Origin of the sequence: Anaerofustis sp. LCP19S3_F7 (assembly GCF_052119445.1) — a bacterium.
Classification (GTDB): domain Bacteria; phylum Bacillota; class Clostridia; order Eubacteriales; family Anaerofustaceae; genus Anaerofustis; species Anaerofustis butyriciformans.
Window position 1 is genome coordinate 73,796 of the sequence record NZ_JBQKFF010000004.1, and the last position, 25,792, is coordinate 99,587.

Below are 25,792 nucleotides of genomic sequence, written 5' to 3' on the forward strand. Positions count from 1 at the left end.
ATGAATTTTGGAATTTTAATGGTACAAGGTTTAGTTAATTCTTTTGGGGCTACAATAATGGCAGCCTTTGCCGCTGCTGTAAAAATAGACTCCTTTGCTTATATGCCGGTTCAAGATTTTGGTAATGCATTTTCAACATTTATAGCTCAAAATTACAGAGCAAAAGAAACTGAGAGAATAAAAAAAGGAATAAAAAGTGCAATTACTTTATCAAGCATTTTCTGTTTAATTATTTCCTTTATAGTTTTTGTATTTGCAAAACAATTAATGATGATATTTGTAAATGCAAATGAAACAGCAATTATAAATGCAGGAATAGAATACTTAAGAATTGAAGGTGCTTTTTATATAGGAATAGGATGTTTGTTCCTACTTTATGGTATTTACAGAGCAATAGAAAAACCTTTAATGTCCGTTATTTTAACAATTATTTCTCTTGGAAGCAGAGTCTTCCTTGCTTATACTTTATCTTCTATTTCATTTATAGGAGTAAAAGGTATATGGATGAGCGTGCCTATTGGTTGGACGCTTGCCGATATTACAGGGATTTTATATTATTTAAAAAATAAAAATAAAATTGAAAAGAAACTTTTATCAAAATAAAAAAGACACTTAAGTGTCTTTTTTATTTTAACTATGTAATATTAATTGAATTTAAAAATTCATAAGTCCTAATTATTTTTATCAACAGCATTTACAGGACAAACACTATAACAATTTCCACATTCAAAACAATAGTTATCAATTATTTTATAAGGATTTCCTTTCTTTATTGCTTTAAAGGAACATACCTCAAAACACTTCCCACACCCTATACAATCTCCATTTATATGATAACTTGCTTTTCTAACATTTCCCCCTCCAATTGAAAATGTTTTTCTTAAAATGGGTTGTTGTGACATATCAAGATATTCGCCCTCCATATCGTACACCTTGAATACTTCAAGAGCCATTTTACTTTCTTCACTTGTATAAATTTCATTCATATAAGTATTTTTCTCAAATATTTCATCGAGTTTATCTCTACCTATATTCATTACTTTAGCTTTCATCATAATGGCTTTTGTAGACATTGTATTCATTCCTTTCATTGCAGATATGGAAACTACCTTTTTATCCATAAGTCTATCATAAAAAGGCTTCCCTTTTGCTGTTAAGAAATAAACACTGTCTTCATCATAAAGCATTAAATCTATAATGCTCGTTTCAGGTTCTCCGTTTTTATCTACTGTTGCAAAAACCGTAGAATGAACTTCATCTACCAAAAATGATAAATAATCTTTGGCTTTTTCCATTTTTTACTTTTCTCCTTTTAATATAGGACTTACCCCTTTATAAATAAGAATAGCAAATAATGAAATAATCAGACCTTTAATAATATTTGCAGGAATTGCACTAAATAAAATTACTTCAAATTTAGTCTGAATGAAAGGTATTATTTCTCCAAAAGAAGCAATAACCTGATCAATTGGCATAAATGCACTATACATAGGAAGTAAAACAAAATAATTAAGTAATCCTGCAACTACTCCCATTACTACACTTGCAATAATACAAGCAATTAAAGCAGTTTTCTTTGTTTTATTTCTTTTGTAAATTAATCCTGCAGTAAAAACAAAAGAAGCACCCATTGCAAAATTTGCAAGTTCCCCTATTCCTGCTGTTTGTGTTGAAAATACTTGAAGCCCGTTTTTAATTAGTTCAATTACAACACCAGCCATAGGTCCAAAAGCAAATGCACCGATTAATGCAGGAAGGTCAGATAAATCCATTCTTGCAAAAGATGGTGATAAAAGCATTGGTACTTCTAAAAATGCGAGTAAAAATGATACAGCCGCTAACATAGCCGTACATACCATTACCCTTGTACTGATTTTTGAGTTTGTTGTTTGATTTGTTGTTAAGTTTTCCATTATTCTCCTTATTATAGATATGAGGTGAATTTAAAAAATGCCTGTTATACTAAAATAACAGGGCATTAATTATCATATCTTCTTTCATCCGGACTATACCGTCGGTTATGGAATCACACCATATCAGCTTTCGCTCCCAGACTTTACTGGCGGTCAGGAATTACACCTTGCCCTGAAGATAAATTCTTCAATATTCAATTTTCTATAATAATTTATTTATAAGAATAATTGGAGGATTACACCAATAAATAAATTCATTACTAAATAAGTATAACTCTTTTTTAGATTATTGTAAATATAAAATTTATATTATATAATCAAAATATAAAATAGGACTAAACAAATTATAAAAGCCCTTAAATAAAAGGAGAAAAATTTATGATAGAATTCAAATTTGATACACAGCTTCTTATTGCCGGAGAAAATTTAGATGAAGATGAAATCCATGATTATATAACAAATAACTTTAAAGGGGACTGCCTGCTTGCAGTCGGAGATGAAAAATTAATAAAAATACACTTTCATACAAATGAACCATGGGATGTATTAAAATATTGCAACTCTCTTGGCGACATACACGACATAGTAGTAGAAAATATGCAAAGACAAGCCGATGGTTTAAAAGGATAGAAGAATACGCTAAGCGTATTCTTTTTTCATATTAAGTTCATTTTATTTTTTATTTTTACCACTTATTTTTTAGATACAATATAATCAAATATTCACATTTTAACAAACTTATTTCACACTTACCCTTTATAATAAGTTTCACAAAAGTATTTAAGAAGTTATATTATAGCAATATACCATAACTAATTTTATAATAAAGGACCCTATAACTAATAATGCTCTAAATATAAATACTTTTTTAAATATTTGTTTTTTATTAAATCTCCTCTCAGTGTTTCAAATATACATTTTTATATCTTAAAAGATATAATTGGGAACAATTAATTAATTTACCATAAACGCGGTAAAACCATCCTAAAATTCATTTTGGGAAATATATGCAAGTAAAATATTTTGTATTAACCTACAAGAACTATAATATAACCCTATTTAGAGAAGTAAAAAAAAGCAGTTACAACTGCTTTTTTTATTTTAATCTTATATTAGTAAAAACATCCTTACCGATATATCTTGCCTTATCCTTTAGCTCTTCTTCAATTCTTAAAAGTCTGTTATATTTAGCAACTCTTTCACTTCTGCAAGGTGCTCCTGTTTTTATTTGTCCTGCGTTAAAACCAACAGCCAAATCAGCAATAAAAGTATCTTCCGTTTCACCTGACCTATGAGATACAACCGTTGTATAATTATTTTTTCTTGCTAAATTCATAGTGTCTAAAGTTTCGCTTAATGTTCCTATTTGATTTAATTTTATTAATATAGAGTTTGCAACCCCCATATCAATACCTTTTTTAAGTCTTTCTTTATTGGTTACAAACAAATCATCTCCAACAAGCTGAACGCTGTTATTAAGTCTGTCACTTAAAAATTTCCAGCTTTCAAAATCATTTTCATGTATACCATCTTCAATAGATATGATAGGATATTTACTTATAAGTTTTTCATAATATGCTATCATCTCGCCGTATTTTCTTTCTTTTATTTCATAAAAATACGAATCAAGCTTTTTTTCATAAAGCTCACTGCTTGCCATATCAAGAGCTATATATACATCATCTCCCGGTTTATACCCTGCATTTTCAATAGCTTTCATTATAAGCATAATAGCTTCTTCCGCACTATCCACATCAGGAGCAAATCCTCCTTCATCACCAACGGAAACACTCATCATCTTCTCTATTAAAATGCCTCTTAATTTGTGATAGATTTCACTGCCCATTCTTAAAGCATCTTTAAAAGTATCTGCACTATGAGGAAGTATCATAAATTCTTGAACATCTAAATTGTTATTTGCGTGTTTTCCACCGTTTAAAATATTCATCATAGGAACCGGAAGTAATGTCGCATCATTATTAGATAACTGCCCTATATAACTATATAAAGGAAGTTTTAAAGATTTGCTTACTGCATCGGCACATGCAAGAGAAACGCCTAAAATTGCATTTGCACCAATATTTCCTTTATTCTTACTACCATCTATTTTACATAATGCAGCGTCAATATCATCTTGATAAGCAGCATTCATTCCTATTAAATGCGCTTTAATATAATGATTTACATTTTCTACCGCTTTTAATACACCATTACCTACATATCTATTTTCATCTTTATCTCTAAGCTCAACAGCCTCAAACTCACCCGTTGAAGCACCTGAAGGAACAGCAGCCCTACCAATGGAACCATCTTCAAGAACTACATCAACTTCAACGGTAGGATTAGACCTTGAATCCAAAATCTCTCTGGCATAAATATCATTTATTTTTGTATTTTCCAAAATATTTACTCCTCCTTTTTGTAAATATTTTTCTCTTTAAAATGAAATTTATACCATAAAATTTATATTATTAGACTCAAGAAATTAAAAAAATAACCACAATTTTGCGGTTATTTTTATAAAAGTCCTTTAATTAATTTTGCAATATTATCTAATTGTTCTTTATTTAATTTCTTCAAATCATCAACTATTTCATCAATCTTTTCTGGGTTATCATTTTCTATATCAAAAAATTCACTTGGAGAAATATTTAAAAAATAACAAATAGAAAAGAAAACAGACATAGACGGAAGAGCTTTCCCATTTTCAATATTATTAATATAACCTGGATTTTGACCTAAGGATAAACTCATATCTCTTGCTGAAACACCTTTTTCTAACCTTAGTTTTGATAATCTATCTGCAAATTCATTTTTAAACATTTTCTCACCACCTTTTTATCTCATTGTATATTACACATATATTTAATTTATATGATTATTTCCGTAATATACATTGTTTTATCGTTTTAAAAGTGATATTATATTCTACATATCGTAAAGGAAGTGATAAAATGAAATCAAAAACCTGTTGTTTTAGCGGACATAGAAATATCCCCGCTGATAAAGAAGAAGAAATAAGAATAAAATTAATTGAAGAATTAGAAAAACTTATAAATAAAGGATATCGTTTTTTTGCTGCCGGAGGTGCTTTAGGATTTGATACAATGGCAGCAATAGAAGTTTTAAATTTAAGAAGAAAATACCCTCATATTAAATTAATAATGGTTCTGCCTTGTAAAGACCAATCAAAATACTGGAATAAAGCAGATAAAAATATATATGAATTTATAAAAAAGCAAAGTGATAAAGTTGTATATACATCAGAATATTACAAAGATAAAAGTTGTATTTTGAATAGAAACAGACTTTTAATTAATAATAGCAGTGTATGTATTACCTATAAAACAAAAAACACAGGAGAAACTTCTTATACAATAAATTATGCAAAAGAAAAAAATATTAAAGTAATAAATTTAGCTTAAATATATTTTATAAAACAAAAAAAAGAGGCTCTCGCCTCTTTTTTATTTTATTCTCTTATTTTTCAACAAAAGATTTACCTGTCATTTCTTCAGGTTGTTCAATATCCATTAAGTCAAGTATTGTTGGAGCAACATCACATAAAGCAGCATCATCTTTTACTCCTTTAATTAATTTGCTTTCAACTATACATTCAACTTTATTTGTTGTATGAGCTGTGAATGGTTTTCCATCTTCAAACATTAATTCAGCGTTACCATGGTCAGCTGTAATAATAACATTGTAATCATTATTTTCAGCAGCTTCCATAACTTCACCAACACATTTATCAACAGCTTCAACAGCAGCTACTGCTGCATCAAATATACCTGTATGACCAACCATGTCACAGTTTGCAAAGTTTACTGCAATAAAATCGTAATCTTTGTTGTTAATTAAATCAACAAGTTTATCTTTTACTTCGTATGCACTCATTTCAGGTTTTAAGTCATATGTTGCAACTTTTGGAGAAGAAACTAAAACTCTGTCTTCACCTTTATATTCTGTTTCAACACCACCGTTAAAGAAATATGTTACATGAGCATATTTTTCTGTTTCGGCAATTCTAAGTTGAGTGTATCCGTTATTACTTAAGTATTCACCTAAAGTATTTGTAATAACTTGTGGTTTAAATGCGATTAATACGTTTTTAAAGCTTGCATCATAATTTGTGAATGTAACAAAAGTTAAATTCAAATCTTCTTCTCTATCAAAGCCGTCAAAATCATCCTCAACTAAAGCTCTTGTGATTTGTCTTGCTCTGTCAGGTCTGAAGTTAAAGAATATTACGCTGTCATTCTTAGAAATTTTTGCATCTTCACAAACGATTGTAGGAAGAACAAATTCATCAGTAACATCATTATCATATGAATGTTGCATAGCTTCAGCAGCGCTATTAGCTTTTTCACCGATACCATATACTAAAGCATCATATGCTTTTTTTGTTCTTTCCCATCTTGTATCTCTATCCATTGCATAGTATCTTCCTGATACTACACCAATTTTACCTACACCGATTTCTTTGATTTTTTCTTCAAGTTCTTCAATGTAGCCTTTACCACTTTTTGGAGGAGTATCCCTTCCGTCCATATAGCAATGAACATAAACTTTTTCTAAACCTTGTCTTTTAGCAAGTTCAAGTAAAGCATATAAATGTTCATTAGAAGAGTGAACACCACCGTCAGATACAAGACCCATTAAATGAAGAGCTGAGCCGTTATCTTTGACATTTTGAACAGCTTTTAAAAATTCTTCATTTTCAAAGAAATCACCGTCTTTTATAGACTTTGTGATTCTTGTTAGTTCTTGATATACGATTCTTCCTGCACCTAAGTTTAAATGACCAACTTCACTGTTACCCATTTGTCCGTCAGGAAGACCAACGCTTTCTCCACTACAATTTAATAATAAATGAGGATTGTTTTCCCATAATTTATCTAAATTGGGAGTGTTGGCACTATAAACGGCATTTCCTTCATGTTTTGTTGAAAATCCAAATCCGTCTAAAATCATTAATAATACTTTATTACTCATTAATTCCACCTATTATAGTTCTTTGTAGTTTACAAGTGTAACAAAATCAGCTTTTAAGCTTGCTCCACCAACTAAAGCACCGTCGATGTCGCTCATAGACATTAAAGCTTTTACGTTACCTGCGTTAACACTACCACCGTAAAGAATTCTCATTGCTTCTGCAACTTCTTCACCAAGTAATTCTTTAACAAGGCTTCTAATGTAACCGCAAGCTTCGTTAGCTTGTTCATCAGTAGCTGTTTTACCTGTACCGATAGCCCAAACTGGTTCATAAGCAAGAATAATTTTCTTAGCATCTTCAGCTGAGATACCTTCAAGTAATTTTGTTGTTTGTTCTTTTAATACATCAAAAGCTTTTCCGCTTTCTCTTTCTTCTAGTGTTTCACCAACACATGGAATTGGAATTAAGCCTTTTGCTAAAGCTTTCTTTGTTTTTTTGTTTACGCCTTCATCAGTTTCGTTGAAGTATTGTCTTCTTTCACTGTGACCGATGATTACATATTTACAACCAGCTTCAATAATCATATCAGCTGTTACTTCACCTGTGTAAGCACCACTATCTTCAAAATAAATATTTTGAGCACCGATACCAACATTAGTACCTTTTGTAGCTTCAACAGCAGCAGGAATTGTCATATAAGTTGGGCAAATTACAACTTCAGGATCTGCTACATTGATTTTATCTAAAAATTCATTAAAAAATTCTTTTGCTTCGGCAGCTGTTTTGTTCATTTTCCAGTTTCCGGCAATTACTGTTTTTCTTGACATTTTATATATTTCTCCTTTAATTACTAAAATTGTTTATTTGTCGTTTGCTGCAACAACACCAGGAAGGTCTTTACCTTCTAAGAATTCAAGGCTGGCACCGCCACCTGTTGAGATATGAGTCATTTTGTCACCAAAACCAAGTTGGTTAACAGCAGCAGCAGAGTCACCACCACCGATAATTGTTGTAGCGTCTGTATCAGCAAGAGCTTTAGCTACAGCCATTGTACCTTTTGCAAGAATTGGGTTTTCAAATACACCCATAGGTCCGTTCCAAACAACTGTTTTTGCAGATTTAACTTCGCTTGCAAATAATTCAGCTGTTTTTGTTCCGATATCAAGTCCCATCATGTCAGCAGGAATTTTATTAGAATCAACTACTGTGATTTCAATTTCAGCATCGATTGGATCTGGGAAATCTTTTGTGATTGTTGTATCGATAGGAAGTAATAATTTTTTGCCAAGTTCTTCAGCTTTAGCCATCATTTCTTTACAGTAATCAATTTTAGAATCATCAACTAATGATGTACCAACTTCATATCCTTTAGCTTTAAGGAATGTATAAGCCATACCACCACCGATGATTAATGTATCACATTTTTCAAGTAAGTTGTTGATTACGTTTAATTTATCAGCAACTTTAGCACCACCTAAAATTGAAACGAATGGTCTTTCAGGATTGTTTACAGCATTACCTAAGAAGTCGATTTCTTTTTGCATTAAGTAACCAACTACAGCTGTGTCAACATATTCTGTTACACCAACGTTTGAGCAGTGAGCTCTATGAGCTGTACCGAAAGCATCGTTAACAAAAATATCACAAAGTGAAGCTAAGTCTTTGCTTAATGCTTCGCCATTTTTTGTTTCTTCAGCTCTGTAACGTGTATTTTGAAGTAAAACAACATCTCCGTCGTTCATTTCAGCAACTGCTTTTTTAGCATTTTCGCCTACTACATTGTCATCAGCTGCAAAAACAACTTCTTTACCTAATTTTTCAGATAATCTTTTTGCAACAGGTGCTAAAGATAATTCTGGTTTTGGTTCTCCTTTTGGTTTTCCTAAGTGAGAACATAAAATAACTTTACCACCGTCGTTCATTACTTTTTTAATTGTTGGAAGAGCAGCATTAATTCTGTTTTCGTCTGTGATTTCACCATCTTTTAAAGGTACGTTAAAGTCACATCTGATTAATACTCTTTTTCCTTTTACATTTATATCATCTACTGATTTTTTATTTAGCATCTAAGAGTGCTCCTTTCAATTTTTTGTAAATAAAAAGGTCCGGGCCAGTAATGATCCCGGACCCATTTTGGATCTTTGTAAGTTTTACTTTGTTTAGAATTAATTAAGCTAATTCTGAGAAGTATTTGATTGTTCTTACCATTTGGCTTGTGTAAGAGTTTTCGTTATCATACCAAGATACAACTTGAACTTGTGTATCACCGTTTTCCATTGGTGAAACCATTGTTTGTGTAGCATCGAATAAAGAACCATATCTCATACCTACGATATCGCTAGATACTAATTCTTCTTCTGTGTATCCGTAAGATTCTGTTTGAGCTGCTTTCATAGCTTCGTTGATTTGTTCAACTGTTACATTACCTTTAACAACAGCTACTAAGATTGTTGTAGAACCTGTAGGAGTTGGAACTCTTTGAGCAGAACCGATTAATTTACCGTTAAGTTCTGGAATAACTAAACCGATAGCTTTTGCAGCACCTGTTGAGTTAGGAACGATGTTAACTGCAGCTGCTCTAGATCTTCTTAAGTCACCTTTTCTTTGTGGTCCGTCAAGAGTCATTTGGTCACCTGTGTAAGCATGAATTGTGCTCATGATACCAGATTGGATTGGAGCTAAATCGTTTAATGCTTTAGCCATTGGAGCTAAACAGTTTGTTGTACAAGAAGCTGCAGAAATAACTGTATCTTCTGGTTTTAATGTTTCATGGTTTACATTGTAAACGATTGTTGGAAGGTCGTTTCCTGCAGGAGCAGAGATAACAACTTTTCTAGCACCAGCTTCGATGTGAGCTTCTGCTTTTGCTTTTGATGTATAGAAACCTGTACATTCAAGTACTACGTCTACACCGATTTCTCCCCAAGGAAGGTTTTTAGCGTCAGCTTCTGCATAAATTTTGATTTCTTTTCCATCGATAATGATAGAATCATCAGTTGCAGATACTTTGTCTGCTAATTCATATCTACCTTGAGATGAGTCATATTTTAATAAATGTGCTAACATCTTTGGAGAAGTTAAGTCGTTGATTGCAACAACTTCATAACCTTCAGCGCCAAACATTTGTCTGAATGCTAACCTCCCAATTCTACCAAATCCGTTAATAGCTACTTTTACTGCCATAATAAAATTCCTCCTAAATATTATAATTATTTATTATTTTTTCTTGAAGTTCCAAACAGAACTTCTAAATAGTAGCAAGTTTAAATTAGCCCCAATATTCGAGCATAAATTGAACTTTAAGAGTATTATATATAAAAAAATTACTAAAATCAATAATTTATATGAAAAATGAATCAACTTTTTTTTTAAATTTAAACAGTTTTGTTTATTTTTAGTTTTAGTATTAGTGTTATGCTATTTTCAAATTTTTTCAATAATTTTTTTTATTTGACCACTTACTTTTATTTATGAAAATCTTATTTTTAATAATATTTACACAGATAATTTAATGTATACATCATATTTTATTTTTCAATTATAAAAGATTGTAAACTTTTTTACATCCATTTTTCTCATAAAAATTTTGGGTCCCAGGTTTTGAACCGAAATATAACATTGTAGGTGTATGTTCTTTTGCAAGTTCTAAAAGTTTACTTCCTATCCCCTTCTTTTGATACTCTGGGAGTACAAGAAGCCCAGTTATTGTTCCAAAAAAGTATCCGTCTGTTAATATTCTTATGCATCCAATAAATTTTTCTTCATCATAAGCAGTTATATTCATGGTTTTTGTTAAAGCATTTTTTGTTTTTAAAACATCATACTCACCTTTCCAAATTTGATTTACAAAGGAAATAAAATCTTTTACATTAATATCTTTATCATCTATTTTATAATTCATCATTTTTCATATCCTATCTAACTATTCATGATATTATTAAATATTTATTTTAAATATATTTAATATATTAATAAAAACAATAATATTATTTTATACTTTATACATATATAATAAAATTATTACATAAATTATAATTTATTATTTAAAAAATTTAATATATAAAATAAAAAAGCGTCGGTAATCCGACGCTTTATATTAAGCATTTTCTTCTTCAAATTTTTTCATAAATTCAACTAATTTTTCAACACCTTCAATAGGCATAGCATTGTAAATTGAAGCTCTCATTCCGCCTACAGTTCTATGTCCTTTTAAGTTTACAAAGCCTGCTTTTGTAGCTTCTTCAACAAATTTTGCATCTAAGTCTTTGTCTCCAGTTACGAAAGGTACATTCATTAAAGAACGGTCTTCTTTTACAACTGTGCCTTTAAACATTTTGCTTTCATCAAGATAGTCATATAAGATTTTTGCTTTCTTTTCATTTAGTTCTTTCATTTTAGCAAGACCACCTTGTTTTTTAAGCCACTTAAATACTTTACCGCAAATGTAAATACCATATGCAGGTGGTGTATTAAATAAAGAATCATTGTCAGAATGAGTTTTATATCTTAACATTGTCGGAACTTTTTCATCAATTTCATCATCTGATGGAATTAAGTCTTCTCTGATAATTACTATTACTACACCGGCAGGACCTACATTTTTTTGTACCCCACCATAAATGATACCATATTTTTCAACATCAACAGGTTCTGATAAGAAACAAGAAGATACGTCAGCAACTAATGTTTTTCCTTTTGTATTAGGTAATGTATGATATTTTGTACCGTAAATTGTATTATTTTCACAAATATATACATAATCTGCATCTTCATCAATATCTAAATCAGAGCAGTCAGGAATATAAGAATAAGTCTTATCTTCACTTGAAGCAACTGCTTTTGCATTTGTATACTTTTTAGCTTCGTTATAAGCTTTTTTTGCCCATTGTCCTGTTATTATGTAATCAGCAACACCATTTTTTGTAAGGTTCATAGGAATCATTGCAAATTGTTGGCTTGCACCGCCTTGTAAGAATAAAACCTTATAATTATCTGGAATATTCATTAATTCTCTTAAATCTTTTTCAGCTGTTTTAATAATGTCATCAAACCATTTTGAACGATGGCTCATTTCCATTACTGACATTCCGCTTCCATTGTAATCAAGCATTTCTGCCGCAGCTTCTTTTAATACTTCTTCAGGTAAAACAGCAGGACCTGCTGAAAAATTATATACTCTTCCCATTTTATAAAATCTCCTTTATCATTACTATATTATTATATTTGTTTAAATTTCATGAATAAATAATCCGCTTCTAAGTTTTGGTTCAAACCAAGTTGATTTTGGCGGCATAACCATGTTTGCATCTGCAACAGAGAATAAATCATTCATTGTTACAGGATACACTGCAAAAGCAACACCGTTAAAGCTATCTGCTCTTTGTTCAAGTTCTTTTAATCCTCTTATTCCACCAACAAATTCTATGTTGTCACTTGTTCTTGGATCTTCTATATTAAGTACAGGAGCAAGAAGATTTTCTTGTAAAATATCTGCATCTAAACTTTTTACAGGATTTTCTTTGTCATAAGTTCCTTCTTTAGCTCTTAAAAGATACCACTTCTTATCAAGATACATTGAAAAATCATGTTTCTTTTCTGGTTTTATTATATTTTCATCATTTGATACAATATCGAATTTTTCACTTACTTTATCTAAAAACTCTTCTTTGGAATAACCAGCTAAGTTTTTTACAACTCTGTTATAATCCATTATTTCAAGTTCATTACTATCAAATATTACAGCTAAGATATAGTTGTATTCTCTATCAACACTATCCCCCGCTTCTTCTCTTTTTCTTTTTCCTACTTCATATGAAGAAGCTGTTCTGTGATGACCGTCAGCTATGTATAAATAATCAATTTTATTATAAAATTCTCTTACTTTTTCAACATCTTCATCTTTATCAACAACCCATAAAATATGACTTATTCCATCTTCTGCTACAAAATCATATACAGGTTTATTGTTTTTTGTATATTCAGATATAAAATTATGTAAATCTTCGTTATGTCTGTGAGCGAAGAAAACAGGTTCAGTATGAGCCGAACAAGCCAAAAAGTTATTTATTCTATCAACTTCTTTTTCCGGTCTTGTAAACTCATGTTTCTTTATTATTCCCTTTTCATATTCGAAAGTGGAACAACATCCACAAATCCCCGTTTGAACTCTTCCGTTCATTATTTCTCTGTAGATGTAATAAACTTCTTTTTCCTCCCTGATTAAATAACCCTCATTCAAAAATTTATCATAATTTTCTTTTGCTTTTTCATAAACTTTTTCATCGTGTATATCTACACTGTCAGGTAAATCAATATCGGAGCGTACAATATGCAAGAAGGATTTTTCATCTTTACCCATTTCTCTTGCTTCATCTCTGTTCATTACGTCATAAGGTAGACAGGATACTTCTTTTGCATATTTTGCATCGGGTCTAACACCCTTAAATGGTTTTACTATTGCCATATTTTACTCCTCCTAAAATATTATTAAATTAAATAATATCATTACTTATATATAACTTCAAGAATTTTTAGAAAATTTTTTCATAAAATTAATGAAAATATTGAGTTGTTACAACAAAACATAAAAAATCCATAAAATTTTATACAAACTAATAAAACATTATTTAATAAAATATAAAAAGAAGGGGTATTCCCCTTCTAAAAATATATAATCTATCCAAATACATATTTATTCTAAATTTAATTTTCTTTCAAAGAAAAATTTAACAATAAAGAAATATATAATACTTAAAATTAATAAGAAAGCAATTAATCCTACAAATACCAAATGAGCCATAGCTATTGGAGATAATGTATTACTTAAAAAGTTATACAATGGACTTGCAAATATTACTCCTAAAATAATTGTTAGAATTGTAGTTAATACAGATATTGCAATGTAAGACACAAATGATAATAAAATTTTATTTTTATTAAAGCTAAAACCTATTGCCATAGCAGAATAAACAGATAAAATTTTATTTGCACAACCTAATAAAATAACTATAAATAGATATAGCATAGCAATAAGTAAATCACCCCAATTATTCATTGTTACAATTCTATGCAAATTATCCATATAATAATTCAAATCAACACTTGAAAAATTAAAGAAACTTGCAAACATATATACAAACAACATTGATATAATTATTGCAATACCGGTTAAAATAACCCATAAAGTACCAACAATTACTTTGCTTAAAATCTCTTTTCCAATATTGATTGGAAGAGTATGAGTAAGATAACCTTCATTAGATAAATCTGCCTTATAAAATCTAATTATACTTAAAACTGCTGCCAAGATTAATATTGCCATAATTCCTAACATATATACTGAACCGCTTACTGCCGAAAAGATATTATATATAATACTATCATGAAGTATATTATTAGTAGATATTCCAACTAAAACGCCATTAAGTACAGATACACATATTAAAGCAATTATAACCGGTATCATAATTCTTTTAGTTGCTTTAATTTCGTACTTTATTAATTTACTTAACACCTGAATTCCTCCCTAAACAATTTATCAATAGACATACCTTTTTCTTCTCTTATTTCATCAGCATCCCCGTTTAATACAATGCTACCGTTTTTTATAAATATTACTTGATCTAAAACTTTTTCAATATCAGAAATTAAATGAGTAGATATAATCACAGTTGAATCATCAGAATAATTATTTATTATGGTTTTAAGAATATAATCTCTGCTTGCAGGATCAACACCCCCTATAGGTTCATCCAAAAGATATATTTTTGCCTTTCTGCTCATTACTAAAATAAGCTGAACTTTTTCTTTTGTTCCTTTAGACATATTCTTAAGTTTATCATTTGGAGAAATATTTAAGCTTTCTAACATTTGATATGCCTTTTTACTATCAAAATCTTCATAAAAATCACTAAAGAAATTGATAAGTTCTTTTGCATTCATCCACTCATTCAAATAACTTTTATCAGGTAAATATGAAACTATTTTTTTTGTTTCTATTCCTGGAGCTAAACCGTCAATATAAAGTTCTCCACCAGATGGAACAAGAAGTTTATTCATAAGTTTAATAAGAGTTGTTTTACCGCTTCCGTTAGGTCCTAACAATCCAACGATTTTTCCACTTTTAATGTTTAAATTTACATTATTAAGAGCAAACTTTCCGTCAAATTCTTTAAACAAGTTTTTTATCTCAATTAAGTTATTCATTTTTGTCTCCCTTCATTGATTCTTCCATAATTAAATTTATTTCTTTTTCATCAAATCCAATTTCTTTCATCTTAATTAAAAAATCATAAACATATTCTTTAGCCAGCAATAATCGCCTCCTTTGAATAATCTCTTCGTCTTCCGTTACAAATCTTCCGCTTGTTCTTGAAGAAAAAACTATATTATTTTTTTCAAGTTCACTAAAGGCCTTTTGCATTGTATTTGGATTAACATCAGCAACAGAGGCAAATTCACGAACCGAAGGAAGTTTATCCCCTGCTTTATATCTTCCTTTTAATATATCTCTTTCAATAAATGAGGCTATTTGTAAATATATTGGTCTATCATTTTCAAATTCCCATCCCATATTAATCCTGCCTTTCTTTTAGATTGTATTATTGTATTAATTAACTAATACAATAATACAATCTAAAATTTTATTTGTCAACTAAACTTTAAAATTTTAATTATTTTTTAATTTAAAATATAAATATGTAATTTAAAAAGTTTAAAATTTAATGTATTTATGATAGAATAATTAGCAATGGAAAAGAGGTTCAAAGTATGACAAATAAAAAAACATTAATATTTATTCTATTATTAACATTTTTTATATCACCAATATTTAGCTTTATAAATGCAGATACACAAACAGAAACGGAAATAACTCAAAACCTTGCAAACACAATTCAAGGCAACCAAAATGGATTTACGTATATGATAAAAGATTCAAAAGCTTATATAATATCGTATACTACAAAGGAAGAAGAAGTAAAAAACCTTTCTATACCTGATAAAATTAATAATTATCCTGTTATAGAAATCAGAGATAATGCATTTAAAAATACGCCGATAATAAATCTTACAATTCCAAGCAGCTTAGAAACTATAGGTGATTATGCTTTCTACAATTGTAATAAATTGGAATCTGTAACAATAAACGGATGCAAGAATATAAATGAATATGCCTTTGCAAACTGTATAAGTTTAAAAGATATTACTTTAGAAGAAGGAATTGAAAATATTGCAGAAAATGCATTTTTAAATTGTGGTATGAAGGAAGTATCTATTCCTGCATCAGTAAAAAAAATAGGCTCTAATGCTTTTACAAATTGTACTAATTTAAAAAGCTTTACAGTAGCACAAGAAAATAAAAAATTTACGGCAGAAAATGGTGTATTATATTCAAAAAACATGAAAACTTTAATATCTTACCCAATAAGCAAAGAAGATGAAGGTTTCACAGTAAATGAAAAAACGACATCAATAAAAGAAAGTGCATTTTATTCTAATAAGTATTTAAAAAACATCACACTTCCAAATAAACTTAAATCAATAGGTAAATATGCTTTTTACAACACTAGAAGCCTAACAAGCATAGAAATACCGGAAAATGTAGAAGAAATCAAAGAAGAAACATTTTTAGGAAGTGTAAGTTTAACAACTGTAAAATTTAAAGATGGTGTTATAACAATAGGCAGCAATTCTTTTAGAGAATGCGAAAATCTTACAACAGTTAAATTCCCTAACACACTTCAAAAATTAGAAGGCGGTGCATTTAAAAATTGTACAAAACTAAATAATGTATCTTTCCCTGATTCTCTTCATACAATAGGTAAAGAAGTATTCAGAGGATGTTCAAGTTTAACAAAAGTAAGTCTTCCAATTTACGTAAACTATTTAAGAGATTATGTATTTGCTGATTGCTCTAATTTACAAGAAGTAACTTTAAATGAAGGAGTAACAAACATTAATCAAAAAGCTTTCAGCAACTGCCCAAAACTTACCAAAATAGAAGCAACATATAGTCTTTCAACAATAGATTCTACAGCATTTGATGGAAGTAAAAACATAAAAATATATGCACCTTATGGTTCGTATGCATTAACATTTGCAGAAGAAAATAAAATAAATAATGAATCAATATAGAAAAAGAAGAGATAAAACTCTTCTTTTTTTGTAATGATTTTGTAATGAAGTTTGTTAAAAATAATAATTATGTTTATTTACTTATCTATGTAATTATGTTATAGTATTCTATAATAAAACAAGCTGGAATTACAGGAGGGAAAAGAGTTGAAGTATATTGTTGAGCGAGATTTATTCATGAGTAAATTGCAAAATTATCTTAATGAAAAAGCTGAAGAAGGTTATACCCTTGTTGATGTATTTGTATCTGAGGAAGATATAAAAGACGGAAGAGAAAACAAATACCAAAGAGCCAGTAAAGTTACAGTTATAATGAGCAAATAAAAAAGATGCAAAACTGCATCTTTTTATTTTTTATATTCTAGCTTGAATAATCCAAAATATTCTTTCTTGCTTTAACAAGCTCTATTTGATTTTCTAAAAGTTTATTTTGAAGTTCACTTATAGATCTTCTATTAAGTTCTATCTCACTTCTCATTGAAGTAAATTTTTCCTTGTACTCTTCAAGCAGATCTTTTAACTCTTCGTTTTCTATTTCCATTTTTTCATATTTATATTGCATAGAAAGTCTTTTTGCTTCATTAGCTTCTGCTTCTTCCAGTGCAGACATTAATTTTTCTTTATAATCAGTTAGAATTTCATATTCCTCTTTATCTTTTCTAAGATCTTCAACTTCATCTTTAAGTTCGAAAAGTTCTTCACATAAATTTAAAGAAGACAAGACTGCAGCGGTATAAGGATTCATATAAGGATTATTTTTCTTAACTTGTCTGATTAATTCGTCAACAAAACCGGCAACTTTTTTTAATTGTTCTTCGTCATTATCTGTAATGATTGTATAATTTGACCCTAAAATATTAACGACTACTCTGTTTTTTGCTGTACTCTTTTCTTCCATATGTATCACCCATTCTTTTATAAAATATAAAATATCAATATATAAATATATAATACCACAAACTTTACATTAAAAAAAAGAAAAAATTAGAAAAATACATAATTTTTTCTTTTTATTATACTAATACGAAATATTTTACAAAATATGTTATATTTCTTGTAAAATATTGTCTAAGATTGTAATACCTTCGTCTATTTCATCCTTTAAAATAATCAATGGAGGCACAAATCTTATAATGTTTTGTCCCGAATTTAAAAGTAATAGTCCTTTATCAATAGCCTTATTAATAATGTCAGAAACAGGGAATTCAAATTCCATTCCAAGCATTAAACCAATACCTCTTACATCATTAATAAAATCATATTTTTCTTTTAACTGTTCTAGTTTAGATTTTAAATAACTTCCTTGTTCTTTTACGTTATCTAAAATATTTTCATTTATTATCTTATTTAAAACATATTTACTTGCAGTAGAAGCAAGTGCATTTCCTCCAAAAGTTGAAGCATGGTTTCCAGGTTCAAAACCTTTTGCCTTTTCTTCTTTAACAAGAATTGCACCTATTGGGAAACCTCCTCCTAAACCTTTTGCCATGCAAACTACATCAGGAACAACATCAAAATATTCATATGCAAATAAATATCCACTTCTTCCTATACCACATTGAACTTCATCAAATATTAATAATATATCAAGTTCATCACATAAAGCTCTTACCTTTTGCAAAAATTCTTTACTTGCAGGTCTTATACCGCCTTCTCCTTGAACAGGTTCTATTATAATTCCGCAAGCGCCACTTCTTGCTTCTTTTTCAATTGCTTCAAAATCCATAAAAGGAACATGAACAACATCAGGTAAAATAGGACCAAGACCTTTTTGATATTTAAGTTGTCCTGTAGCTGTTATAGAACCGAAAGTTCTTCCATGAAAAGAATTATTCATAGCAATAATTTTTGTTTCTTTATTTCTAAATTTATATGCATATAATCTTGATAATTTTAAGGCTGCTTCAGTTGCTTCAGCTCCTGAATTACAAAAGAAAACTCTGTCTAATGCACTATTATCAACCAAAGTTTTTGCAGCCTCTACATTCGCTTTAGTATAATATAAATTTGATACATGATATAACTTATGCATTTGTTCTTCTAATGCTTTATTTAAACCTTCATCATTGTATCCCAAATCATTTACAGCAATACCTGCTACAAAATCTAAATATTTTTTTCCGTTTTCATCATAAAGATACACACCTTCTCCTTTTTCAAAAACTAAAGGAAATCTTGAGTATGTATGCATTAATACTTTTTCACCTGTTTTAACTATATCTTCCATTGCTGCCTACTCCTTTATCATAGTTCCTATTCCACAGTTTGTAAATAATTCTATTAATAAACTATGTTCAACTCTTCCGTCAATGATATGAACACCACTTACTCCGTTTTCAACACTTTCTTTTGCGCCTCTAATCTTTGGAATCATTCCCCCATTAATTGTACCATCATCAATTAAACCTTGAATTTCATCTATATTAATTTGTTTAATTAGATTTTTTTCTTTGTCCATAACTCCTTCAATATCAGACATGAAAAGAAGTTTTTTTGCATGAAGAGCGCTTGCAACATGGCAAGCAACATAATCAGCATTAATATTATAGCTTTGTCCTGTTTCGTCAACACCAATAGGTGCAATAATAGGGATAAAATCATCATCCAAAAGTTTTGCAATAAGCATTGGATTTACACCTTTAATTTTTCCAACAAAACCTATATCATCTCCACCAGGAGTATGTTTTTCAACTTCTAAAAGTTTACCATCTTGTCCTGTAATACCAATTGCATTCATTCCCTGTTTTGTAAATAGAGAAACTAAATCTTTATTTACTCCACCTGCAAGAACCATTTGAACAATATTCATTGTATCGCTGTCTGTAAATCTAAGTCCATTTACAAATTTATGTTCTTTTCCTACTCTATCAAGCATTTTATTTATATCTTTACCGCCACCATGAACAATTACAGGTAAAATACCAACTAATTTCATTAGAGCAATATCATTTATTACACTTTGCTCCATTTTTTTATCTACTAAAGCAGCTCCACCATATTTAATAACTACTATTTGTCCACTAAATTCTTTTATATAAGGAAGAGCTTCTATTAATACACTGGCTTGTTTAAAATATTTATCATCCATTAGCTTCTATACTCTCCGTTAATTTTTACATATTCATAACTTAAATCACATCCCCATGCTGTTGCGTTTTCTTTTCCGCAGTTCATGTTTATATCAATTTCTATTTCAACTTGTTGTAAAATTTCAAGAGCTTTATCTTCATCAAATTCAAGAGCTATACCGTCTTTATATAACTCTATTTCGCCTTTTACACTTTTAAAAGAAAGTGTAACTATATTAGGATCAAAATCAACTCCTGAATATCCTGCTGCACATAAAACTCTTCCCCAGTTTGCATCTTCTCCAAAGAATGCTGTCTTAACTAAAGAAGAACCTATAATGCTCTTTGCAATTTTCTTAGCATCGTCTTTTGTCTTTGCATTTAATACATTTACAGCTAAGAATTTTGTAGCTCCTTCACCATCTTTTACAATTTGAGTGGCAAGGTGTTTGCAAACAAACATTAAAGCATCTTTAAACACATGATAATCTTTATGTTCTTTAGTAAGAACTTCATTACCTGCCATACCGTTTGCAAAAGCAATTACGCTGTCATTTGTAGATGTATCTCCATCAACAGAAATCATATTATAAGTATCGTCTGCAATTTCTTTTAATAGATCTTTAAAAGTTTTATCGTCGATATTTACATCAGTTGTAATAAATGAAAGCATTGTAGCCATATTAGGATGTATCATTCCTGAACCTTTTGCAATACCGCCTATTCTTACTTTTTTATCATCTATTATTATTTCAACTGATTTATCTTTTATAAAAGTATCCGTTGTAAGAATACCTTCTGCACAATTTACTCCTGAAACAATATCATCATCAAGTGCAAGAGAAACTTCTCTTATTCCGTTTATTATTTTATCCATAGGAAGTTGTACCCCTATAACACCTGTTGAATTAACATAAACATCTTCAGGCTTTAAAGCAAGACATCTTGCTGTTTCTGCTGCCATTTCATCTGTATTTTTTAATCCTTGTTCTCCTGTACAGGCATTTGCATTACCACTATTTACTATAATAGCTCTTGCTTTTAATCCTTTTTCATATAAAGCCATATTATGTAATACACTGCTTGCTTTTACTTTATTTGTTGTAAATACTGCCGCAACATTACAAGGTTTTTCAGAATAAATAAGCGACATATCCTTTCTTTTTCTTTTAAGCCCTGTTGACTTTCCTGATGCATAAAAACCTTTTGGTGCAACAACACAACCTTTTACTATTTTCATCTATCAAAACTCCTTAATAACTAAAAAATATAAATCTTTTAAATTAAAATATTTTTATATATATAAAGGAAGAAAATCAATACCTTCCTTTTCGCTAAACCCAAACATTATATTCATATTTTGAACTGCTTGAGATGAAGCCCCTTTCATTAAATTATCTATTGCACTTGAAACGATAATTCTGTTTACCCTTTTATCAAGAACAAAAGATGTATCAAAAATATTAGTGCCTTTTACATAGTTTGTTGAAGGCAAATTACCAGACTCTCTAAGTCTTATAAAATATTCATCATTATAATACTCTTCATAAACTTCTTTTATTTTTTCCTTCGTTATACTTTCATCCACATTTGCATAAATAGTTGTAAGAATTCCTTTATTCATTGGAACCAAATGAGGAGTAAAAGAAAGTTTAATATCATGTCCATATTTTGAAAGTTGTTGTTCAATTTCAGGCGTATGTCTGTGTGTACCTACTCCATATGCTTTTATGGATTCATTACATTCACAGAATAAAGAACTAACATTTGCTTTTCTTCCTGAACCGCTTACGCCCGATTTGGCATCTATTATTATTGAATTCACATCAATAATATTTTCCTTTACCAATGGATATAGTGATAAAATAGAACAAGTTGTATAACATCCCGGATTTGCTAAAAGTCTTGTATTTTTTATATTTTCTCTTTCAATTTCACAAAGTCCGTATACACTTTCTTTAAGTAAATCTTCTGCAAAATGTTCTGTCTTATACCATTTTTCATATGTAGCCTTATCATTTAATCTAAAATCAGCACCAAGGTCTATTATCTTTGTCTTTTCTAAAACCTCTTTTGTAACAACCTTTGATGCAACACCATGAGGAAGAGCCATAAAAACAACATCGCAGTCATTTGCAAATTCATTCATATCGCTTTCCAAACATGGACCATCTTCTATATTTCTAAATGCTTCATAAACATCACTAAACTCTTTACCCACATAACTGTGAGAGCCAAGTTTTATATTTCTAACTTCTTTATGTTTTTTTAATATACTTACTAAAATTGCTCCGGTATATCCCGTAGCACCCAAAATACCTACATCAATCATTCCAATACCTCCATAATATGATATATTATACATATTAATGTATATTTATGCAAGTATTATTTTTAGAAAATTCACTATTGTATATTTTATTTATATTATTTTTTAAATCATTAAAATCAGAACTGTTGTCTATTATTATATCCGCATACCTCATTTTATCTTCTGTGGACATTTGAGCTTTTATACGCATTAAGGCTTGCTCTTTTTTCACATTATCCCTTAACATTATTCTCTTAATTTGAATATCTAATGAAGTATATACTAGCATTACAACATCAACCATATTGGTAAGTTTTTCTTCTATTAAAAGCGGGCAATCATATATTACATATTTTTCATCTCTTTGTTTATATTTGTTTATAAGATAATTGTATTTATCTGTTACTTCCGGATGGACAATATTATTTAAAGCAAGCCTTGCTTTTTCATCATTAAAAACAAGACTTGCCATTTTTGGACGATTAAGTTCACCATTATCTAAAATATAATCACTGCCAAAAACATCTTTTATTTTATTTAACCCTCTGCTTCCTTTTTGAACAGCTTCTTTACTTATTTTATCAGCATCAATAATTGGTATATTATAATCTTCATTTAAAATTTTTGAAACGGAACTTTTACCTGTTCCGATTGAACCTGTTAACCCTATTACTTTCATTATTTTGCCTCAAACCAATTTTTACCTACATTTATATCAGCTTTTAATGGACAATCCATCTTAACTGCATTTTCCATTTTATCTTTTAAAATTTCTTTTACTTCCATAACTTCATTTTCAGGTGCATCTATTATTAGTTCATCGTGTACCTGTAAAATAAGTTTTGATTTAAGATTTCTTTTCTTAATCTCACTTTCAACATTTATCATTGCAAGTTTTATTATATCAGCTGCACTTCCTTGAATAGGAGTATTAAGAGCTGTTCTCTCTCCAAAAGATCTTACATTAAAATTCTTTGAATGAATTTCATTAATATATCTACGTCTGTTAAACATTGTAGTTACATATCCATTTTCTTTTGCAAATTCAACAATATCCCTCATATATTTACTTACATTTGGATATTTAGCAAGATACGTATCAATATATTCTTTCGCATTTTTTCTTGAAATGTTTAAATCTTTTGATAGACCAAAGTCACTTATCCCATATACAATACCAAAATTAACTGCTTTTGCTCTACTACGCATTTCGCTTGTAACATCTTCTATATTAACACCAAATACTTCACTTGCAGTTCTTGCATGTATATCTTCATTATTTTTAAATGCATTAATTAACTTTTCATCTGAAGATATATGTGCCAAAACTCTAAGCTCTATTTGAGAATAATCCGCATCAACTAAAACATTCCCCTCTTTACTAGGTATAAATACTTTTCTTATTATTCTTCCTTCATTCGTTCTAACAGGAATATTTTGTAAATTTGGATTTGAAGAAGATATTCTTCCTGTTGTAGTAATTGTTTGATTAAAAGTAGAATGAATTTTATCTTCTTTCCTATCAATTAAAGTAACAAATCCTTTTACATATGTTGAATTAAGCTTACTTACCTGTCTTAATTCGATTATAAGAGGAATTATAGGATGATGATCTTTTAATTTTTCAAGTACTTCTATATTTGTTGAATATCCTGTTTTTGTTTTCTTTATTACAGGAAGATTAAGTTTTTCAAAAAGAACATGTCCTAGTTGTTTTGTAGAATTAACATTAAAGCTTTCATCTTCTCCTGCAAGTTCTCTTATTTGTTTCGTTAAATTTTCAACTCGTTTATCAAAGTCTTCACCTAAAACTTCAAGCATATTCACATCAACCTTAAAGCCTTCTATTTCCATATCGGCAAGAACATACATAAGTTTATGTTCAATATTATTATATAATTCTTCCATTCCCTCTTCTTTTATTTTTTCATTTAGAAGTTTATATAATGAATATATACATTTTGCCTTTTTAATATATGTTAGATACTTTTCTTTATCCTCAATATCAAGAAAACTTTGTTGAACAGCTTCATATTTGTCTTCTTTTAAATCTACATCAAGATATTTTTTACCCATTACTTCAAGGGAGTATCTTTCATCACTTGGATTTAAAACATATCCTCCAATATAAGTATCAAATAAACACTTAACATCATATCCTTCACGTTTAAAACATTTATATACATTTTTAAAGTCATGAGTAATTATATTATTATTTTTATTTATTATTGCTGCCATATCCGAAACAGGTAAAACGGTTAAATCAAAAAGATAAAACTTTTCCCCGTCAAATATCATAGCTTCTTTTAATTTATTGTTTTCATCATTTAAAACAAAATAAATGCTAATATAGTCTTTTTTCTCTAATACTTTGCAAAGTTCATCGGGTTTTATGTCATTACCTATGTTTAAATATTCTTCTTTTAAATTAGAAAAATCATCATTTTTTTCTTCTTTGTCTAAATTATTTTCAACACCAAGTTTCTTCATTATTGATTTTAAATCAAGACTTGATAATATTGTAATAAACTTTTCATTTTTAAAGTTAAAATCGCATTCTTCTTCAAGATTTATATCAACATCCATATCTACGACAATACTTCCAAGTTCCTTACTCAAAAATGCATTGTCTTTATCATTTATTAACTTTTCTTTTAATTTTCCTTTTACTTCATCTATATTTTCATACACACCTTCAAGTGTCTTATATTTTTCAAGTAAACCTAAAGCCGTCTTTTCTCCTACCCCTTTAACACCTGGAATATTATCAGATTTATCACCCATTAAAGCTTTTAAATCTATCATTTGTTTTGGTGTAAGAGAGTATTTATCCATGATATAAGCTTCGTCTATTACTTCAATATCACTTATTCCTCTTTTTGAATAAAGAATCTTTGTATGTTCAGAAACTAGTTGGAATGAGTCTCTGTCTCCTGTTATAACAACAGTGTCGATTCCTTTAGAATCTGCTATCTCACTTACACTTCCTATAATATCATCCGCTTCATAATTATCTACTTTTAAAGAAATAATATTCGCAGCATCTAAAAGTTCATCAATATAAGGAAGTTGTTCTCTTAATTCTTCAGGCATACTTTGTCTTCCTGCTTTGTATTCACTGTATTTTTCGTGTCTAAAATTTTTATGTCCTTTATCAAAAGCAGCATATAAATAATTAGGTTTTTCCTGTTCTATAAGCTTTAAAATTATATTTAAAAACCCAAAAATAGCATTCGTCGAAACGCCTTTTGGAGAGTGCATTGGTCTTACTCCGTAGAAACATTTATAAATAATCGAATATGCATCTATAATAACTAATTTTTTCTTCATTTTTTCCTCACAATCAAAAAAATTCTATTATAAAGAATAACATAAAAGGTAAAAAAAATAAATATATTACCTCTTTTTCTTATTAAGTAATTCTGCTATA

The 25,792-nt window shown here is 29.1% G+C and carries 26 protein-coding genes and 1 riboswitch; of the genes, 5 read left to right on the forward strand and 21 right to left on the reverse strand.

What is annotated here, in order from left to right; all coding sequences use genetic code 11:
- Entirely contained in the window at positions 1 to 603 is a 603-nt protein-coding gene (locus ACTQYZ_RS05875; protein ID WP_441416202.1) for an MATE family efflux transporter, read from the forward strand.
- Positions 604 to 671: 68 nt separating this feature from the next.
- On the opposite strand, the gene ACTQYZ_RS05880 is transcribed toward ACTQYZ_RS05875, so the two are convergent.
- Complete coding sequence (locus ACTQYZ_RS05880; protein WP_441021958.1) at positions 672 to 1,295, reverse strand: 4Fe-4S binding protein; 624 nt, start codon at positions 1,293 to 1,295, stop codon at positions 672 to 674.
- A 3-nt stretch (positions 1,296 to 1,298) separates the two neighbouring features.
- Positions 1,299 to 1,913, reverse strand: a complete 615-nt coding sequence (locus ACTQYZ_RS05885) for an ECF transporter S component (protein ID WP_441416203.1) — start codon at positions 1,911 to 1,913, stop codon at positions 1,299 to 1,301.
- A 72-nt stretch (positions 1,914 to 1,985) separates the two neighbouring features.
- Positions 1,986 to 2,097: riboswitch (FMN riboswitch) on the reverse strand.
- A gap of 194 nt (positions 2,098 to 2,291) precedes the next feature.
- On the opposite strand from ACTQYZ_RS05885, the gene ACTQYZ_RS05890 reads away from it, so the two are divergent.
- Positions 2,292 to 2,543, forward strand: a complete 252-nt coding sequence (locus ACTQYZ_RS05890) for a kinase to dihydroxyacetone kinase (protein WP_138269627.1) — start codon at positions 2,292 to 2,294, stop codon at positions 2,541 to 2,543.
- Between the two features lie 466 nt (positions 2,544 to 3,009).
- On the opposite strand, the gene eno is transcribed toward ACTQYZ_RS05890, so the two are convergent.
- Complete coding sequence (gene eno / locus ACTQYZ_RS05895; RefSeq protein WP_441022054.1) at positions 3,010 to 4,317, reverse strand: phosphopyruvate hydratase; 1,308 nt, start codon at positions 4,315 to 4,317, stop codon at positions 3,010 to 3,012.
- 113 nt (positions 4,318 to 4,430) lie between these two features.
- The gene (locus ACTQYZ_RS05900; protein WP_441021961.1) at positions 4,431 to 4,736 is read right to left on the reverse strand and encodes a helix-turn-helix domain-containing protein; all 306 of its coding nucleotides are present in this window, start codon (positions 4,734 to 4,736) and stop codon (positions 4,431 to 4,433) included.
- 131 nt (positions 4,737 to 4,867) lie between these two features.
- Between ACTQYZ_RS05900 and ACTQYZ_RS05905 the strand changes: the two genes are divergently transcribed.
- Positions 4,868 to 5,338 carry an SLOG family protein gene (locus ACTQYZ_RS05905; protein WP_441021963.1) on the forward strand — a complete coding sequence of 157 codons (471 nt, stop codon included), beginning with the start codon at positions 4,868 to 4,870 and terminating at the stop codon, positions 5,336 to 5,338.
- A gap of 55 nt (positions 5,339 to 5,393) precedes the next feature.
- Here ACTQYZ_RS05905 and gpmI read toward each other — a convergent pair whose 3' ends face one another.
- From gpmI to ACTQYZ_RS05955, 10 genes are all read right to left on the reverse strand, one after another.
- Entirely contained in the window at positions 5,394 to 6,908 is a 1,515-nt protein-coding gene (gpmI, locus tag ACTQYZ_RS05910) for a 2,3-bisphosphoglycerate-independent phosphoglycerate mutase (protein WP_441021965.1), read from the reverse strand.
- A gap of 12 nt (positions 6,909 to 6,920) precedes the next feature.
- The gene (tpiA, locus tag ACTQYZ_RS05915) at positions 6,921 to 7,676 is read right to left on the reverse strand and encodes a triose-phosphate isomerase (protein ID WP_329381416.1); all 756 of its coding nucleotides are present in this window, start codon (positions 7,674 to 7,676) and stop codon (positions 6,921 to 6,923) included.
- A gap of 33 nt (positions 7,677 to 7,709) precedes the next feature.
- Positions 7,710 to 8,915, reverse strand: a complete 1,206-nt coding sequence (locus tag ACTQYZ_RS05920; protein ID WP_441416204.1) for a phosphoglycerate kinase — start codon at positions 8,913 to 8,915, stop codon at positions 7,710 to 7,712.
- Positions 8,916 to 9,018: 103 nt separating this feature from the next.
- The gene (gap, locus tag ACTQYZ_RS05925; RefSeq protein WP_138269587.1) at positions 9,019 to 10,032 is read right to left on the reverse strand and encodes a type I glyceraldehyde-3-phosphate dehydrogenase; all 1,014 of its coding nucleotides are present in this window, start codon (positions 10,030 to 10,032) and stop codon (positions 9,019 to 9,021) included.
- A 355-nt stretch (positions 10,033 to 10,387) separates the two neighbouring features.
- Positions 10,388 to 10,753: a GNAT family N-acetyltransferase gene (locus tag ACTQYZ_RS05930; RefSeq protein WP_441021972.1), complete on the reverse strand. Its 366-nt coding sequence runs from the start codon at positions 10,751 to 10,753 to the stop codon at positions 10,388 to 10,390.
- Between the two features lie 192 nt (positions 10,754 to 10,945).
- Positions 10,946 to 12,034 (reverse strand): 3-phosphoserine/phosphohydroxythreonine transaminase, encoded by a 1,089-nt coding sequence (gene serC / locus ACTQYZ_RS05935; protein ID WP_138269588.1) that lies wholly within the window; start codon positions 12,032 to 12,034, stop codon positions 10,946 to 10,948.
- Positions 12,035 to 12,076: 42 nt separating this feature from the next.
- Positions 12,077 to 13,312, reverse strand: coding sequence for a DUF1015 domain-containing protein (locus ACTQYZ_RS05940; protein WP_441416205.1), 1,236 nt, complete (start codon positions 13,310 to 13,312; stop codon positions 12,077 to 12,079).
- A 228-nt stretch (positions 13,313 to 13,540) separates the two neighbouring features.
- Positions 13,541 to 14,362, reverse strand: coding sequence for a hypothetical protein (locus tag ACTQYZ_RS05945; protein ID WP_441416206.1), 822 nt, complete (start codon positions 14,360 to 14,362; stop codon positions 13,541 to 13,543).
- Positions 14,356 to 15,054: an ABC transporter ATP-binding protein gene (locus tag ACTQYZ_RS05950; RefSeq protein ID WP_441021977.1), complete on the reverse strand. Its 699-nt coding sequence runs from the start codon at positions 15,052 to 15,054 to the stop codon at positions 14,356 to 14,358. Before ACTQYZ_RS05950 ends, ACTQYZ_RS05945 begins: the two co-directional genes overlap by 7 nt.
- The gene (locus tag ACTQYZ_RS05955; protein ID WP_441416207.1) at positions 15,047 to 15,421 is read right to left on the reverse strand and encodes a GntR family transcriptional regulator; all 375 of its coding nucleotides are present in this window, start codon (positions 15,419 to 15,421) and stop codon (positions 15,047 to 15,049) included. The genes ACTQYZ_RS05950 and ACTQYZ_RS05955 overlap by 8 nt, the downstream gene beginning before the upstream one ends.
- A 197-nt stretch (positions 15,422 to 15,618) precedes the next feature.
- Here ACTQYZ_RS05955 and ACTQYZ_RS05960 point away from each other — a divergent pair, with 197 nt between their 5' ends.
- The gene (locus ACTQYZ_RS05960; protein ID WP_441416208.1) at positions 15,619 to 16,983 is read left to right on the forward strand and encodes a leucine-rich repeat domain-containing protein; all 1,365 of its coding nucleotides are present in this window, start codon (positions 15,619 to 15,621) and stop codon (positions 16,981 to 16,983) included.
- A gap of 147 nt (positions 16,984 to 17,130) precedes the next feature.
- Positions 17,131 to 17,307, forward strand: coding sequence for a hypothetical protein (locus tag ACTQYZ_RS05965; RefSeq protein ID WP_171020559.1), 177 nt, complete (start codon positions 17,131 to 17,133; stop codon positions 17,305 to 17,307).
- A 37-nt stretch (positions 17,308 to 17,344) separates the two neighbouring features.
- Here the strand turns inward: ACTQYZ_RS05965 and ACTQYZ_RS05970 are convergent, their stop codons facing one another.
- The 7 genes from ACTQYZ_RS05970 to polA all read right to left on the reverse strand — a co-directional run bounded on the left by ACTQYZ_RS05970 (position 17,345) and on the right by polA (position 25,692).
- Positions 17,345 to 17,881, reverse strand: a complete 537-nt coding sequence (locus tag ACTQYZ_RS05970; RefSeq protein ID WP_138268304.1) for a cell division protein ZapA — start codon at positions 17,879 to 17,881, stop codon at positions 17,345 to 17,347.
- A 147-nt stretch (positions 17,882 to 18,028) separates the two neighbouring features.
- Positions 18,029 to 19,210: an aspartate aminotransferase family protein gene (locus ACTQYZ_RS05975; RefSeq protein WP_441416209.1), complete on the reverse strand. Its 1,182-nt coding sequence runs from the start codon at positions 19,208 to 19,210 to the stop codon at positions 18,029 to 18,031.
- Between the two features lie 6 nt (positions 19,211 to 19,216).
- Entirely contained in the window at positions 19,217 to 20,071 is an 855-nt protein-coding gene (argB, locus tag ACTQYZ_RS05980) for an acetylglutamate kinase (RefSeq protein ID WP_329381447.1), read from the reverse strand.
- Positions 20,071 to 21,291: a bifunctional ornithine acetyltransferase/N-acetylglutamate synthase gene (argJ, locus tag ACTQYZ_RS05985; protein WP_329381451.1), complete on the reverse strand. Its 1,221-nt coding sequence runs from the start codon at positions 21,289 to 21,291 to the stop codon at positions 20,071 to 20,073. Before argJ ends, argB begins: the two co-directional genes overlap by 1 nt.
- A gap of 54 nt (positions 21,292 to 21,345) precedes the next feature.
- Positions 21,346 to 22,383: an N-acetyl-gamma-glutamyl-phosphate reductase gene (gene argC, locus ACTQYZ_RS05990; RefSeq protein ID WP_441416210.1), complete on the reverse strand. Its 1,038-nt coding sequence runs from the start codon at positions 22,381 to 22,383 to the stop codon at positions 21,346 to 21,348.
- A 34-nt stretch (positions 22,384 to 22,417) separates the two neighbouring features.
- Positions 22,418 to 23,041 carry a dephospho-CoA kinase gene (gene coaE, locus ACTQYZ_RS05995; protein WP_441021988.1) on the reverse strand — a complete coding sequence of 208 codons (624 nt, stop codon included), beginning with the start codon at positions 23,039 to 23,041 and terminating at the stop codon, positions 22,418 to 22,420.
- Entirely contained in the window at positions 23,041 to 25,692 is a 2,652-nt protein-coding gene (polA, locus tag ACTQYZ_RS06000; protein ID WP_441416211.1) for a DNA polymerase I, read from the reverse strand. The genes coaE and polA overlap by 1 nt, the downstream gene beginning before the upstream one ends.
- Positions 25,693 to 25,792: the final 100 nt, after the last annotated feature.

Bases quoted from the DNA above. Each gene is read 5' to 3' on its own strand.
- ACTQYZ_RS05875 (WP_441416202.1), top strand. From the start codon at position 1: ATGAATTTTGGAATTTTAATGGTACAAGGTTTAGTTAATTCTTTTGGG.
- ACTQYZ_RS05880 (WP_441021958.1), bottom strand. From the start codon at position 1,295: ATGGAAAAAGCCAAAGATTATTTATCATTTTTGGTAGATGAAGTTCAT.
- ACTQYZ_RS05885 (WP_441416203.1), bottom strand. From the start codon at position 1,913: ATGGAAAACTTAACAACAAATCAAACAACAAACTCAAAAATCAGTACA.
- ACTQYZ_RS05890 (WP_138269627.1), top strand. From the start codon at position 2,292: ATGATAGAATTCAAATTTGATACACAGCTTCTTATTGCCGGAGAAAAT.
- ACTQYZ_RS05900 (WP_441021961.1), bottom strand. From the start codon at position 4,736: ATGTTTAAAAATGAATTTGCAGATAGATTATCAAAACTAAGGTTAGAA.
- ACTQYZ_RS05905 (WP_441021963.1), top strand. From the start codon at position 4,868: ATGAAATCAAAAACCTGTTGTTTTAGCGGACATAGAAATATCCCCGCT.
- gpmI (WP_441021965.1), bottom strand. From the start codon at position 6,908: ATGAGTAATAAAGTATTATTAATGATTTTAGACGGATTTGGATTTTCA.
- tpiA (WP_329381416.1), bottom strand. From the start codon at position 7,676: ATGTCAAGAAAAACAGTAATTGCCGGAAACTGGAAAATGAACAAAACA.
- ACTQYZ_RS05920 (WP_441416204.1), bottom strand. From the start codon at position 8,915: ATGCTAAATAAAAAATCAGTAGATGATATAAATGTAAAAGGAAAAAGA.
- gap (WP_138269587.1), bottom strand. From the start codon at position 10,032: ATGGCAGTAAAAGTAGCTATTAACGGATTTGGTAGAATTGGGAGGTTA.
- ACTQYZ_RS05930 (WP_441021972.1), bottom strand. From the start codon at position 10,753: ATGATGAATTATAAAATAGATGATAAAGATATTAATGTAAAAGATTTT.
- serC (WP_138269588.1), bottom strand. From the start codon at position 12,034: ATGGGAAGAGTATATAATTTTTCAGCAGGTCCTGCTGTTTTACCTGAA.
- ACTQYZ_RS05940 (WP_441416205.1), bottom strand. From the start codon at position 13,312: ATGGCAATAGTAAAACCATTTAAGGGTGTTAGACCCGATGCAAAATAT.
- ACTQYZ_RS05950 (WP_441021977.1), bottom strand. From the start codon at position 15,054: ATGAATAACTTAATTGAGATAAAAAACTTGTTTAAAGAATTTGACGGA.
- ACTQYZ_RS05955 (WP_441416207.1), bottom strand. From the start codon at position 15,421: ATGGGATGGGAATTTGAAAATGATAGACCAATATATTTACAAATAGCC.
- ACTQYZ_RS05960 (WP_441416208.1), top strand. From the start codon at position 15,619: ATGACAAATAAAAAAACATTAATATTTATTCTATTATTAACATTTTTT.
- ACTQYZ_RS05970 (WP_138268304.1), bottom strand. From the start codon at position 17,881: ATGGAAGAAAAGAGTACAGCAAAAAACAGAGTAGTCGTTAATATTTTA.
- ACTQYZ_RS05975 (WP_441416209.1), bottom strand. From the start codon at position 19,210: ATGGAAGATATAGTTAAAACAGGTGAAAAAGTATTAATGCATACATAC.
- argB (WP_329381447.1), bottom strand. From the start codon at position 20,071: ATGGATGATAAATATTTTAAACAAGCCAGTGTATTAATAGAAGCTCTT.
- argJ (WP_329381451.1), bottom strand. From the start codon at position 21,291: ATGAAAATAGTAAAAGGTTGTGTTGTTGCACCAAAAGGTTTTTATGCA.
- argC (WP_441416210.1), bottom strand. From the start codon at position 22,383: ATGATTGATGTAGGTATTTTGGGTGCTACGGGATATACCGGAGCAATT.
- coaE (WP_441021988.1), bottom strand. From the start codon at position 23,041: ATGAAAGTAATAGGGTTAACAGGTTCAATCGGAACAGGTAAAAGTTCC.
- polA (WP_441416211.1), bottom strand. From the start codon at position 25,692: ATGAAGAAAAAATTAGTTATTATAGATGCATATTCGATTATTTATAAA.